Genomic DNA, 14,237 nt, shown 5'->3' on the forward strand with positions numbered 1-14,237 from the left:
GATGGCCAATATTCCCGATCGACAGGCTTCCGCATTCTTTTCAAGCGGATGACGAACGCTGAAATGGCTGCCCGCAAGATTACCGCCGCGTGGCCGATTCGATGACAGCATCCGATATTCCCCTAGATTGATTCGCAGGCCACCACGTTTCCGGAACAGTCCCCTTGGAACGTGGTGGGCGAGGAATTATCAGCGCAAACATCCTGGGTCGTCGCTGGGTGAACAACATTGACGGTGTGCTACGGCCGCCAAGCGGTGTTGAGGAGGCTGGCCCAGCTGTCTGACACGGCGCCGGCTTCTTGATAGCGTGGCGACATCTCGATAAAACCTGGAACCTGCCATGGCTGCTCCACTCTACTTCTATACGAACCCCATGTCCCGCGGCCGCGTGGCGCGCTGGATGCTCGAAGAACTCGGCGTGCCTTACGAAACCACCGTGCTGACCTACAGCGCGACCATGAAGGCGCCGGAGTATCTCGCGATCAATCCGATGGGCAAGGTGCCGGCCATCGTTCACGGTGACGCGGTCATCACCGAATGCGCGGCGATCTGTGCCTACCTGGCCGAAGCTTTTCCCGAAGCCAAGCTGGGGCCGACGCCGGAAGCGCGGGCGGACTATTACCGCTGGCTGTTCTTTGCCGCCGGACCGCTCGAGCAGGCGATCGTCAACAAGTCGCTTGGCGTCGCCGTGTCTGCCGAGAAGCGCGGCATGGTCGGCTATGGTTGTTTCGAAGACGCAATGGCGGCGCTGGAAACCGCGGTGGGTGGCAAGACCTATGTCGCCGGCGACCGCTTCAGCGCCGCCGACGTCTACGTCGGCTCGCAGATCGGCTGGGGACTGATGTTCGGTTCGATCGAAAAGCGTCCGGCCTTCGAGGCCTACTGGAACGGTATCAAGGATCGCCCTGCCGCAGTACGGGCGAGGGCGATCGATGATGCCCTGCTGCCGCCGCCAAATACCTAGGCGACGGCCAGCGGCCGCGAGGCTTCCGTGCGCGGCGTTCCCATCGCCGGATCGCTGAACGACGGCTCGCCATTCTCGACTCTGCCAGCAAAGCGGCGCAGAAACGCTTGCTGGACGGCGCGTTCTCCCTCGATCCGGACGCTGTAGTCGTACCAGCGGCCACTGTCCTGCAGATCAATCCGCAGGCTCTTCGTGCGACCGGCTGCGACGGTGACGCGCCGGGGTCTCTTGTCGCGATAAGCCTGCGCCGTTATCACGAAGGTGACGGCGGCATGGCCGGCATTGACCAGCTTGACCATCAATCCGCCACCGGCCGGATCATGCCGCAGCTCCACCTCCGGATTGACCGCGGGATCGAGCAAGCCGAGGCGGCCGGCGTACTGCCGGTGAAAGCCGTTCGGACCCAGCAGCCACAGGTCATAGGCGCCGAGATCGCTTAGCAGTGGCGTCCACAGATCATCGAGCGCCTTGCCGGCTTCCACCGTGTAGCGGCGCGGCAGTTCGTGCAGGTGGCGCTGGTCGTAGACGTGGAACACCGCGCCGAGCGTGCCGGTGTTGACGAAATCCAGCCGCAGGCCGCGCGCGTTCACCGCGGCGTCGGCTGCCAGTTCATAGGGCAACGCGCGGGAGGGTTTCAGCCCCAGCGCCTGCTGCGGCAAATGGCCCTTGCGACCACGCGGGGCGGGAATCTGCGGCAACTGTTCCTGCGCCAGGCGCTGGGCATCGGCTTCGCTGCGGGTGAGTCGCGGCAGGCTCGGCAGCGCGCTGTCGTTGGGCGTCGCGAAGTTGAAGCAACGCGTCAGGTCGCCGCAGATGGCACGGCGGCGCGGACTGATGTTCGGCTCTTCCACGCCGAAGCGCGCTTCGAGGAAACGGATGATCGAGGTGTGATCGTAGGTTTCCGAGCAGACCCAGCCGCCGCGGCTCCACGGCGAGATCACCGTCATCGGCACTCTCGGCCCCGGGCCATAGGGCCAGTTGCGATCGACCAGGCTGCTGCCCTGGTGGCGATCGAGACGGTCATCGACGGTCGAGGCGCCGGCCGGCCGGCCATCGGCAGCGATCGAATGCGCGCTCGGCGGTGGCAGATGATCGAAGAAGCCGTCGTTCTCGTCGAACGTCAGCAGCAGCACGGTCTTGCTCCAGACCTCGGGATCGGCGGTCAGGGAGTCGAGCACGGCCTGCGCGTACCAGCCGCCCTGCACCGGGCACGATGGGTCCGGATGCTCCGAGTACGCCGCCGGGGCGACGATGTACGACACCTGAGGCAAGCGGCCCGCCAGCACATCGTCCCGCAGACCATCGAGCGTGTTGTTGCGCAGGGTGCTGCTCAGACCGCGGGTCACCAACGGCGAAGAAGGATCGCGCTCATTGGCGGCGCGGAACGTCGCGAAGCCTTCCAGCGAGTTGTCGGTGAAATTGTCGGCCATGTCCTGATAGACCTTCCAGGACACGCCGGCGGCTTCGAGTCGTTCGGGGTAAGTGGTCCAGCGGAAGCCCTCGGCGCTGGGGCCGAGATCGTCGTTGACGTTGTCGATGATCGGTCCGCCGCCGGTGCCGGACGGATCGTTCATGCCGGTGAACAGCATCAGCCGATTCGGATTAGTGCTGCTGTGAATGGCTGCGTGGTAGGCGTCGCAGACGGTGAAGGCATCGGCGAGCGCGAACTGGAACGGCAGCTCCGCCTCGGTGTAATAGCCCATCGATTGCGCGCGCTTGTAGACCGGCCAGTAGCCGTAGCGGCCATCGTTCCAGGCGTGATGGGCGTCATCCCAGTTGTGCGGCGTGCCGTCGACGCGCTGGGCATTGCCGATCGCCGCATCGAGGTGGAACGGCAGGATGTCGGTCTGGCTCAGGTCCTGCTGATGCCAGATCGGCTTGCCCGAAGCCTGCGGGATGGTGAAGCGATCGGCGAAGCCGCGCACGCCGGGCAAGGTGCCGAAGTAGTGATCGAAGCTGCGGTTTTCCTGCATCAGTATCACCACATGCTCGACGTCGCGGATCGTCCCCGTGCGGTTGTTGGCCGGAATTGCCAGCGCCTTGAGAATCGACGCCGGTATCAGCGCAGCACCGGCTGCGGCGCCGGTCATGCGCAGGAACCGGCGTCGGTCGAGCGGCGCGCCGCATGCGTTCGCCATAGTCTGCAAACCCCATCAATCTCGATGGGCTGCACGCTAGAGGCGGTTCGGGTCATTGCCGTGAAGGCTCGGTGACGATCTCGCGTCGCTGGGCAGTACCGTTTCACTTTTTCCAGAACAGCTGCGGTGCTTCCAGTGCGCCGAGCTGGACGCCGACAGCGCGGAAGTTCCAGTGGGTGAACTCGCGAACGATCTTGCGATTGCGGTAGCAATGGAAGGTGATGCCACGCGCGTAAGTGGTCTTGCCTTTCGCGCCCTTGAGGCCGAGGAAATCGTCGGCGTTGTGCTTGGCTTTCCAGATCCATTGCATCACCGCCCATTCGTCGTATTCGAGATCGACGCCGGCCAGCGTGTCCCGGCTCTGCTCGGCCCAGATGGAGGCTTCGTAGCCCTCGGGAACGCCTTTGCGGGCAACGCCCTTGCTGCCTTTCGCGGCACCGCCGTCGTAACGAACGATGTCGAACTGATGGACGCCGACCGGTGAATCCGGGCCGTTGTTGTTGAACGGCAGGAAGGCGCGGTACAGCTCGTCCTTGTTGCTGATGGTCTGGAACAGCGTGGCGTCCTCGAAGACGAAATCATCGGCGTAGTAATGGATGATTTCGCTGGCGCCGCCGTTGAAGAAGGTATCGATCCAGTCTTCACCGCTGGTCATGTTCATGCGGCCCTGGCCCTTGAATCCCTTGCCGGCCGTCTTGGCGGGTGCCTCCGCTGCAAATGCCAGGGACGGTGCCAGGCCGCCGACTAAAACAGTCGCACCGGCTGTCTTCAAGAAATTTCTGCGCTCGGCCGACAGGTCGGTTTCGAGCATTTGCTGCAGATACGCGAGATGCATTCGGGTTCCCCTTCGCCGTGTTGTTGTTATCGGCCGAATCCTAGCCCGACTGTAACGGCGTCGGCCATTGCTGCCTTACGTAACCGTCTCTCCCAGTGCCACCGGCTTGCCGACGGCAATCGTCAGCCGCGCCAGCCGCTCGATCTCGTCGAGCCCGTCGTCCAGGTAATCCATCAGCGATTCCACTTTCGGCAAGGTGCGGCGGCAGGCGAGCACGCCGAAGTCGAGGGCATCGGCGCGGCTGGACGCGGTGATGTTCAGTGCCATGCCATCGGCCAGTACCGAGACCGGATACATGCCTTCCACCGCGCAACCCTGCCAGTACAGCGGCGAACGCGGGCCGGGTACGTTGGAGATCACCAGGTTGAAGGCGAGCTTGCCGCGCTTCGGCGCGAACAGCATGTTGACCAGACCTGGCGCCAGCGCCGCCGCCGCGTAGCCGAGAATGGCCCCCGGCTTCATCGTCGCGAAGCGCGCCTTGCTGTGCTCGACCGAGGCACGGATCGTCCGCAGACGTTCGGCAGGATCGGCCAGATGGGTGCCGAGATTGGCGAGCAGGAAGCTGATCTGGTTGCCGACATCGCTCCGGTCCCGGCGTGTCGACATCGGCACGCCGGCAATCAGCGGCTCCTTCGGCAAGGCATGTTGATCGAGCAGGTACTGGCGCAGCGCGTGACTGCACATGGCCAGCATCACGTCATTGACGGTGCAACCCAGCGTCCGGGCCGCCGTCTTGATCTTCACCAGCGGATAGCTGCGGGCGAGGTAGCGGCGCGAGGCGCTGATCGGCTGATTCAGGATAGTCGCCGGCGCGCTGTTGCCGGAGATGGCGTCCGGATGGCCGTCGCGGCGTTCGCGCGTCGACTTGCGCAGCTCGTGGTAAATCGCCGGCACATGCTCGAAGGCGCCGCCGAAGCGATTGGCGAGCTTGACAACGCCATCGACCGGCGCGGCCAGCAGGCTGCTCGGGCGTTCGCGCCGACCCTGCGGCGGCGTGGCCCAGGGTGGTGGCAGGATGGCGGTCGGATCGGTGGACATCGAACGCAGGGTCAGGCGGGTGCCGGCGATGCCATCGGCCACCGCGTGATGCACCTTCGAGTAGGTGGCGATCAAGCCGCCTTCAATGCCCTCGATAATGTAAGTGCGCCACAGCGGATAGGCGCGATCGAGATGGCTAGCGTGCATGCGCGACACCATCGCCATCAACTCCTTCATGCCGCCGGGACGGGGCAGGGCGAGATGGATGACGTGCTGGTCGATGTCGAACTCCGGATCTTCGACCCAGAACGCTTTGCCGAGCCGGCTTTCCAGCCGCTGGTTGAACGGTGGCAGCGGCGAGGCATAGGAGCGCAGCCGCTCGACCAGGGTCTGCGCGAAGTCCGGCGGCGCATCGGCCGGCGGCCTCAGCAGGGTCAGGTAGGCAACGTGAAAAGGCTGGTTGCGACGCTCCAGATGAATGAAGCCCATGTCCAGCGTGCTGAGTCGTTTCATGGTGTCTCGCTCTCTGGATTGCCCTTCGAAGTTTCTGCGTGTGCTTCAGCTTGGCGGCCGGGGATGACGGCTCGGCGACAGAGTGTCGGCTTGACGCAGTTGCATCGCATCGGCCGACTACTGCGCTCTCATGCCGTCATCCAGGACCGACTTGCTGGCCCACATGAACTTCCGACCGCTGCATGGCGGATCCGTTCGCTTCTCCTGTTCGTGTCGCGCGACCATCTGGCTGATCTGTAGCGGCTCGTCAGTCTCACGGACGCCGACTGTCAACGGACCGCAGGCAGAACGCCGATTCTGTTCAGGAACTGCACTTCGATCCCGCGCGCTTCGTCGAATTTTCCGGGGCTGTCGACCCAGTCATGCCCAAGCCCTGGCTGATTGTGGAATTCGCAGATCTGTCCGTACATCTGGATTCGCGCGCAGAGGTTCAGATTGGCAGTCTCCGCGAAAACCGTATCCGCATCAGCATGGAAAACCAGAAACGGCGAGATCTGATCGTCGATGTCACGATCCGGACTGACGGCATCGACGAAGCGCCCGAAGCGAGCCAGCTGCGAGCGGCCAAGTGCAGCCTCTGGCAGTGTCGAACTGACCCCGGACCACATGACAACGGCGCCGGCCCGCATGCTTGGCGAGCTTCCGATAGCGGTAGTGGCCGGAGGCTCGAGCAGAGATGCCCAGACGGCATTTCCGCCTCCTGAACTTGAGCCCATGACGACGATGCGGGACGGATCGATGCCGAGCTGGCTGGCATTGTCTTGTGCCCACTTCAGCACCAGTCGCGCGTCTTCCGCATGCACGTAAGCGTAGGTTCCGAAGCGGTCGTTGACTCTCTGATCGGGCGCGATCGCGACCATGCCTTGCTCTTCGGCCCAGTAGCGAGGGCGCGTTGACGGTAGCCCGCCGCGTGCCCAGCCGCCGCCGCTCCAGTCGATATAGGCGGCTCGTCGATCCGAGCTGCGCCAGCCGGGAGGCTGAAACACGTAAGCGCGCAGAGGAATCACGCCGTCCGAACGAATGACGTAGCTTGCGTCGGTACCCGATGGCATCGGCGGTGTATTGGCGACTGCGTCGACCGTGGTGGTCAGCGTTAGGCTCGAGCTGACTTGGCCGATCTTCAGGGTCAGCGTCTGGTCGGATGAGAAAGTCGACGGCATGACGGTCCGAAGCGTGACCTGATCGCCTTCGTAAACGGTTCCGGACGTTGCTCGGTAAGGTCCATCATTGATTCGGTACTGCCCGCCGGTGACAGACACGACCTGCGCGCCATCGGCATTGGTCACGGTAACCGGCTCCGTTGTCTGCACGGATCCCGGCAAGACCAGACCACCCGAATAGATCGAGGCCGGCAGCAGCGTGAACCGGGCGGGACGGGTCGGCGTGCCTTGGGTACGAACCAGCCAGTTGGTGGTGGTGGAGCCGACCGTGACGTCTGCGGAGTAGCTGCGGGCGTAATCCGGCCCGGTGATCACCCGCAGTCTCAGCGCATCGCCCCAATGAACGATCCCCGGCGAAGAAGTGAAAGCGCCGCCGTTCAGGCTGTAGGAAAGGCCGGCGGTTACCGAGATCGGCACCGGGACATTGACGCCCTTGACGATCATCGGCGGTGTGATGACCTGACTGTTGATCGCTTCTGCCTTGGTCAGGGGAAGCTGCAGGGAATCAGGCGCGCGATCTTCGGGGGCCGATGTCGTCACACTGAACTTTGTCGAGAAGGCTCCCACCGAGATCGTGGCTTCCAGCCGGTCATCGATCGCCGGGGCTGCGGCAACCGCCACCCGCAGTCGATCCCCGTTGGTGCCGACACCGGCGACATCCGTGAACGGGCCTTCATTCAAGCTGTACTGGCCGCCTCTAATTCCGATCCGCGCCGGCGTGGCGAGCCCGGACAAGGTAACCGTGTCGCTGATGCCGAGCAGCAGCGGAAAGCTCTGCATTGATCCGAGCGCGAACGAACGCGGCGCTGCATTGCCATTGGCGGTGGTCACCGAGAAACGTGCCGACCTCAGTCCGATTCGCAGTTCCGCCACCGCTACGCCGTTTGCGCTTGCAGTTGCTGCAACCCGCACGCGTGCCCCTGAGGCAACGGTACCGGCGGTTGTCGTCCACGGCCCGCTACCGATCTGATAAGCCCCGCCGGTGACGGAAATCCGAGTGCCCGAATCGATGCCGGCAACGGTGATCGCTGCGCTGGTCGTGCTGCTGCCCGGCATGGCCGAGAACGCAGGCTCGAAGGAGAACGGCTCCGGCGTCGTATCGCGTAGTCGTGATTCCAGAACGAAGTCAGTCGACAAGGTGCCCACGGTCAGCCGTGCCGCCGCGGTTGCGCCGTAGGCATTCGACGCCGTTGCCCGAACTTCGACGATGTCGCCGTTGGCGACGGTACCGGTCGTCGCGGCATACGGCGAGCCATTGACGCTATAGGTGCCGCCAGTGATCGAAATCGGCGCCGAGGCGCCGAGGCCGAGAATCTGCACGGCCTCGCTGACCTGCACGCTGCCCGGTTCGACGTGGGAGAGCGGCGTGAAGACGACAGGATCGGGCGTGAGATCCTGGGTCGGCTGATCGTCATCGATGATCGTGCCGATGGCGCTGCCACGGGCGATCTTTCCGCGTCCGGTCGGCGCACTGAGCGCCAGCGACATGGTTTCGTCGTTCTCGTCGATGCGATCGCCGATCACCGAGACTTCCACGGCCTGTGTGGTGACGCCGGGGGCGAATGTCAGCTTGCCCGAGGAGGCAACATAGTCACTGCCGGATTTTGCAGTGCCGTTTGCCGAGGCGTAGTTGACCGTGACGGTCGCCTTCGGTGCCGGTTGCGCGGAAACGATGAAGCGCAGGCTTTTGCTTTCGCCGTTGCCTTCGGTGACCGAGGCATCGGCCACCGAGAGCGAGACGTCCGGCTCTGGCGTGTCGTCGTCGAGAATGGTGCCGATCCCGCGTCGCTTCCCGAGCGTGGCGCCGTCGGGATCGGATAGATTGACGAAAAATGTTTCGTCGGGCTCGCTGGCCGTGTCGCCATTGATCTTGACCGTCACGGTCTGGCGGATCTGGCCTCGCGTGAAACGAACGACACGGCTGATGGAATCGTAGTCGCTGCCCGCCGAAGCCGTGCCGTTCGACGTTGCCACTCGAACCGAGATTCGGCCGTCGGCCTTTTCCGACAGTGACACCGTGAAGTTCATCGAAACTTTCTTCAGTATCTTGTCGCCTTCGCGCACGCTCACATCATTGATGCTGACGCTGGGTGTGCTGGCGGCGAGTGCCTTTCCAGGCATCGACACAGCGGTCGCAATGAAGAGGGCCAAGCCGATCAGGCGAGCGGCCGCCGGCGCCGGCAGGGATTCCCGTCCCTGAACAATTGTCGTCCCCATGTGCACACCCTTTTAGTAATTTTGCGATGAAGCCCGCTGCGATCCGGATACTTTTCGAGGTTCCGCGTCGCGGAAGGCCATCGTCGCCAGATTTCTCACGCAAGGTTAGTGCAAGCTGCGCCCCGAAGTAGAACCGTCAATACAGACCATCGACAAATTCTCCACGTGAATATCGAAGACCCAAACTTCCAGGAACCCCGGCGCACGATCTCGTCGATCTGCGTCTTCTGCGGCTCGCGCCACGGCGGCAAGCCGGCGTACGCCGAGAACGCTCGCGAACTCGGCCGCTTGATGGCTGAGCGCGGCATCCGTCTGGTCTACGGCGGCGGGCGGGTCGGGCTGATGGGCGAGGTGGCCGATGCGGTGATGGCCGGCGGCGGCGAGGTGATCGGCGTGATTCCGAGCCTGCTGATCGAGAAGGAGGTGGAGCATCGCGGCCTGACCCAGTTGCACGAAGTCGGCTCGATGCACGAGCGCAAGGCGATGATGGAGCAGTTGTCCGATGCCTTCATCGTGCTGCCCGGCGGCTACGGCACGCTCGACGAGGCCTGCGAAATTCTCACCTGGGCGCAGCTGGGCCTGCATCGCAAGCCGATCGGCGTGGTCAACACTGCCGGCTATTTCGATCTGCTGAACGCGTTTCTCGATCACGCGCTGAACGAGGATTTCGTCTCCGAACGCAGCCGCCGCCTGCTGGCCATGGAAACCACTCCGGCGGCCTTGCTGGATGTGCTGCTGATGAGTTGATACTTGGTTGATGCTGGGGCGGTGCCAGTATGGGAAAATTTCCCGATCGGGAAGTTTTCCCATTGCCGGTCAGTCAGCGCTCGCATCAGGCTGCCGGTGCGTGAATTGGGTCCGAGCTGCGCCCTCAGAGCGCGGCCATGCAGACAAGAGAGAAAGGAGAACCTCGTGATTCGCAGAACTTTGTTGCTGTCGCTGCTTGCGACCGCATGGCCCGCTATTGCGCAGCAGCCCGCTGCGGCGCCGCAGGAAGAACCGGTGCAACTCGCTCCGGTGCGGGTGATCGGCGTGGCGCCGACCGACAACCAGGGCGTGCCGCTGGACCGCTATCCGGGCAACGCCCAGGCGGCGACGGCCGAGGACATCCAGAACGCGCAGTCGCAAAGCTTGAGCGATTTCATGTCGCGCAAGCTCGGCAGCGTGTTCGTCTCCGATGCCCAGAACAATCCTTACCAGCCAGATCTGTTCTATCGCGGCTATTCGATTTCGCCGCTGCTCGGCCTGCCGCAGGGCCTGGCGCTGTACATCGACGGCATGCGGGTCAACGAAACCTTCGGCGATGTCGTCAACTGGGATCTGATTCCGGACGCCGCGATCCAGTCGCTGCAGCTGGTGCCCGGCTCGAACCCGGTATTCGGCCAGAACACCTTGGCCGGCGCGCTGACCCTGCGCACCAAGAGCGGCTTCGATCTGAACGGCACCCGCATCGAACTTGGCGGCGGCTCGTTCGGCCGTTACGGCACGTCGGTGGAGCAGGGCTGGTCGCAAGGCCATTACGCGACCTACATCGCCGGCGAGTACGACCGCGAAGACGGCTGGCGTGATTTCTCGCCGAGCCGCATCGGCCGCCTGTTCGCGAAGGGCAGCTACCTCGATGAAAAAAGCTCGGCTGATCTGAGTGTGACGCTTGCCGATAACCGCCTGACCGGCAACGGTGCCGCCCCGGTTGCGCTGCTCGAACGCGAAGGTCGTGGCCGCATCTTCACCTACCCGGATCTCACCGAGCCGCGCCTGGGTGCGATCAACCTGCAGGCCAGCCATCGCTACTCGAAGCATCTCGATGTGTCCGGCGGCCTGAGCTTCCGGCGCAATTATTCGAAATCGCTGAACGGCGACGGCACCGAGTACGAGGCTTGTGCCGAGAACGGCCCGTTCCTGTGTGCCGAAGAGGCCGACGGCGAACAAGTGCTGACCACACCGAACGGCAACCCGATTGTCGCCAGCGCGGCCAACGATTCGGCGACCATCAACACCTCGTCGACCGACCAGCAGGTCTATGCCTTCCGCGGCCAGGTAACGCTCAGCGGCGACAACGTCCGCAACCGTCTGATCATCGGCAGCACCGCGGAACTGGGTCGTGCTCGTTTCGCCTCACAGACCGAACTCGGCGCCTTGACTGAAGACCGCGGTGCCGAAGGCAGCGGCGAACAAGTGCTCGATTCCTTCGTCCGCCTGCGCACCCGCAAGTACGTCTACAGCGGCTTCGTAGTCGCCAACTATTCGCCGATCGAGCCGCTAGACATCACCGCCGCCGCGAGCCTGAACCACACGCACATCGTCTTGCGTGATCTCGGCGAGGACGATGATCTCAACGGCAATCACCGCTACACCCGGCTCAATCCCTCGATCGGCGCGACCTGGAAGTTCACGCCGGGGCTGACCGGCTTCGCGAACTACGCCGAATCGGCGCGCGCGCCGACGCCGGTCGAGCTGACCTGCGCCGATCCGAACGATCCCTGTCGCTTGCCGAATGGCTTCGTCAGCGATCCGCCGTTGCATCAGGTGGTCACGCGCACCATCGAGACCGGCCTGCGCTGGAACTCGCCGAACTACAGCGGCTCGATCGCGCTGTTCAACAGCGCCAACAACAACGACATCCTGTTCATCACCGACGGCGATCTGACCACCGAAGGCTATTTCGACAACGTCGGCGAGACGCGCCGTCGCGGCATCGAGTTCGGCGGCAACTACCGGATCACCAACGCGCTCAGTTTCAACCTGCAATACACCTATCTCGACGCACAGTTCCTCGACGGCTTCCTGGTCAACTCGCCGAACCATCCGGTGCGCAATCCGGATGACCCGGAGGAATCGGCCGATTCGTCACGGGTCGTCAATTCCGGCAATCGCATTCCGCTGGTGCCGCGCCATCTCGGCAAGGCTGCGCTCGAATATCGCGTGCCGATCTTCGGCGTCGGCTTCGAGGCAACCGGCCGCAGCAGCTCCAACTATCGCGGCGATGAATCGAACACCGATCCGGACACCATCCCCGGCTTCGTGATCTTCGGCCTGTATGGCGACTACAAGCCGCTGCCCTGGCTGACTCTGTTCGGCCGCGTGTCGAACCTGTTCGATCGCAAGTTCGCAACCTTCGGCGTCTACGGCGAAGCCGAGGAAACGCTCGGTGAGGACTACGAAGGCGAGTACCGCTTCATCGGCCCCGGCGCCCCGCGCGCGTTCTTCGGTGGGGTGCGGCTGCAGTTCTGAAAGTTGGGGTAGGCCGCGGGCATCGCCCGACGCTTTGTGCAGCCGCGCCGTCGCCCACGGGGCGACCTACAAAGCTCGTGCAATTGCCGCGGCGTCGGGCTTCTGAAACAGTGAGGCCCGTTTCCCGATGCTTCCCGCCCCGTGCTCCCTGCCGTCCTGCTGCTGATCGCTGCACTGCGCATCACCCTGCTGCTGCGCCAGCGGGCTGTGCTGCGCACTCAGGATCAGGCCTATGCGATGGGCGTGGTGACGCAGCGAGTCGGCCAGCAGCTGTGGCAGCAGGGCTGGCCGCTGCTTCTGCTGGGCCTGATGCCATTGCTCAAGGGTAGCGAACCGCTGCTGCTGTTCGTGCTGGTGACCGCCGGCTGGTTCTGGGAACTGCCGCCGAAGGCGTACAAGCCGTTCGGCCTCGATGCGCGGCATGGCATGAACCGGATGAGCGTCGCAGCATTCCTGCGCGAACAGGCGATCAAGCTCGTGCTGTTTGCCGCGCTCGCTTTGCCGGCCGCCTGGTTGGCGCTGGTTCTGATCGAGCACACGGACAAGCGGGCCTGGCTCGCGATCTGGGCGATCGGCTGGGGTGCCTGGGCTGGCTTGCGCTGGTTGCAGCCGCGCTACGTCGCGCCGCTATTCGACAAAGTTGAATCGCTGCCGGCCGGCGAACTGCGCAGCCGGCTAGAAAGCCTGCTTACGCGAAGTGGTGTGCGTGATCAGCGCCTGTTTTTGCTGCGGGCTTCAGCTCGTTCCGCGCAGGCCAACGCGCAGGTCTCCGGCAGTGCACGGGCGCCGCGCATCGTCCTCGGCGATACCTTGATCGGCCTGCTGAAAGCCGACGAGATCGAGTCCGTAGTCGCCCATGAACTCGGCCATATCCAGCGCGGGCATCTGCGCTTCCAGTTGCTGATGATCGGCGCGGCCTCGTTCGCGACGGTGATGATCGCGGCGGCACTGACGGCGGGCATTGCCGAGCCGGTTGCCAAGCTGGCGATCGCCTGGGCGCTGCTGCCGTCGTTATGGTTCTTTGCCTTGCCGCTGGCGAACTACTGGTATCGCCGCTTCGAGTTCGAAGCCGATGCCTCGGCAGCGCGCCATGCCAGCGGCGCAGCACTGGCGCGTGCGCTGCGCACACTGACCCGCAACAACCGCAATGCGCCGATCGCCGACCGCTGGTACGAGCGCGTCTATCACACGCATCCGGCGACTTCAGAGCGGCTCGACCGTCTCGACAAAGTCGGCACATGAGCGCCGCGTTGCGCATCGCTTTGCTGACCTTGCTGGCGCTGAGCGCGTTCGCGGCGAACTCGATTCTTGCGCGCGTCGCCTTGCGCGACGGCGCGATGGATCCATTGGCGTTCACCGCGCTGCGTATCGCGTCCGGTGCGCTGATGCTGGCGATTCTGCTGAAGCTTCGTCGTCGGCCCTTCGCCGGCGACTGGCCGTCCGCCGTCGCGCTGGTCGCCTATGCCGCAGCGTTCTCGGTGGCTTATCTGTCGATCCCGGCCGGTGCAGGCGCCTTGCTGCTGTTTGGCGCGGTGCAGGTGACGATGATCGGCACCGGACTGACCCAGGGCGATCGGCCGCCATGGCAGGAATGGGGCGGGGTGCTGGTCTCGTTCAGCGGTTTGCTGCTGTTCCTGCTGCCGGGGCTTGGTCGCCCGCCGTTGGCTGGCAGCTTGTTGATGATCGCGGCTGGCATTGCCTGGGCGGTGTATAGCCTGCGCGGCAGACGAAAATCGGATCGGCCGAATGATCCGCTGGCAGCCACGGCCGGCAACTTCCTGCGCGGCCTGCCGCTGGCGGTGCTGCCCTGGCTGGTGTTCGGCGGCACGCAATGGAATCCGCTCGGCGTGGGCTGTGCGCTGGCGTCCGGCGCCCTGGCTTCCGGGCTCGGTTATGCCGTCTGGTACACGGTGCTGCCGAAGCTCACGGCGCTGCGCGCGAGCCTCGTGCAACTGGCAGTGCCGGTGCTGGTGGCGGCGATCGGCATCGTCTTTCTCGGCGAGCCAGCGAGCTTGCGTCTGCTGGCGGGAGCGGCGCTGATTCTTGGCGGGTTGGCGCTCGCGACCTTGTATCGCCCGGCCGCGCGCTGAGCCGAACTGCGTCACCTGCGTGACAGTCGCCGTTTTTCGCGATGCGCGTGCCACGCCAAGCTGTTGAATGGCTTGAACAACTGCGATGGCATCGAACTTGCCGTCGGCGAC

The 14,237-nt window shown here is 64.3% G+C and carries 9 protein-coding genes; 5 read left to right on the top strand and 4 right to left on the bottom strand.

Going from position 1 to position 14,237, the window contains the following annotated elements; genetic code table 11:
• Positions 1 to 340: 340 nt before the first annotated feature.
• Complete coding sequence (locus G513_RS0102200; RefSeq protein ID WP_022975197.1) at positions 341 to 964, top strand: glutathione S-transferase family protein; 624 nt, start codon at positions 341 to 343, stop codon at positions 962 to 964.
• On the opposite strand, the gene G513_RS20965 is transcribed toward G513_RS0102200, so the two are convergent.
• From G513_RS20965 to G513_RS0102225, 4 genes are all read right to left on the bottom strand, one after another.
• Positions 961 to 3,102, bottom strand: coding sequence for a phosphocholine-specific phospholipase C (locus tag G513_RS20965; RefSeq protein WP_022975198.1), 2,142 nt, complete (start codon positions 3,100 to 3,102; stop codon positions 961 to 963). The two genes, G513_RS0102200 and G513_RS20965, sit on opposite strands and share 4 nt — an antisense overlap.
• Before the next feature lie 103 nt (positions 3,103 to 3,205).
• On the bottom strand, positions 3,206 to 3,937 hold the full coding sequence (locus tag G513_RS0102210) for a twin-arginine translocation signal domain-containing protein (RefSeq protein WP_022975199.1): 732 nt from the start codon (positions 3,935 to 3,937) through the stop codon (positions 3,206 to 3,208).
• 75 nt (positions 3,938 to 4,012) lie between these two features.
• Positions 4,013 to 5,428: a WS/DGAT/MGAT family O-acyltransferase gene (locus G513_RS20970; RefSeq protein WP_022975200.1), complete on the bottom strand. Its 1,416-nt coding sequence runs from the start codon at positions 5,426 to 5,428 to the stop codon at positions 4,013 to 4,015.
• A gap of 269 nt (positions 5,429 to 5,697) precedes the next feature.
• Positions 5,698 to 8,709: a Calx-beta domain-containing protein gene (locus G513_RS0102225; protein WP_169560481.1), complete on the bottom strand. Its 3,012-nt coding sequence runs from the start codon at positions 8,707 to 8,709 to the stop codon at positions 5,698 to 5,700.
• Positions 8,710 to 8,970: 261 nt separating this feature from the next.
• On the opposite strand from G513_RS0102225, the gene G513_RS0102230 reads away from it, so the two are divergent.
• The 4 genes from G513_RS0102230 to G513_RS0102245 all read left to right on the top strand — a co-directional run bounded on the left by G513_RS0102230 (position 8,971) and on the right by G513_RS0102245 (position 14,126).
• A complete protein-coding gene (locus G513_RS0102230; protein WP_022975203.1) occupies positions 8,971 to 9,552 on the top strand; it encodes an LOG family protein in 582 nt (193 codons plus the stop codon).
• A gap of 165 nt (positions 9,553 to 9,717) precedes the next feature.
• The gene (locus tag G513_RS0102235; RefSeq protein WP_169560482.1) at positions 9,718 to 12,036 is read left to right on the top strand and encodes a TonB-dependent receptor; all 2,319 of its coding nucleotides are present in this window, start codon (positions 9,718 to 9,720) and stop codon (positions 12,034 to 12,036) included.
• Positions 12,037 to 12,177: 141 nt separating this feature from the next.
• Positions 12,178 to 13,278 carry a M48 family metalloprotease gene (locus G513_RS0102240; protein WP_022975205.1) on the top strand — a complete coding sequence of 367 codons (1,101 nt, stop codon included), beginning with the start codon at positions 12,178 to 12,180 and terminating at the stop codon, positions 13,276 to 13,278.
• Complete coding sequence (locus tag G513_RS0102245) at positions 13,275 to 14,126, top strand: DMT family transporter (protein ID WP_022975206.1); 852 nt, start codon at positions 13,275 to 13,277, stop codon at positions 14,124 to 14,126. The genes G513_RS0102240 and G513_RS0102245 overlap by 4 nt, the downstream gene beginning before the upstream one ends.
• Positions 14,127 to 14,237 lie beyond the last annotated feature (111 nt).

Source organism: Nevskia ramosa DSM 11499 (genome assembly GCF_000420645.1).
GTDB classification, from domain to species: domain Bacteria; phylum Pseudomonadota; class Gammaproteobacteria; order Nevskiales; family Nevskiaceae; genus Nevskia; species Nevskia ramosa.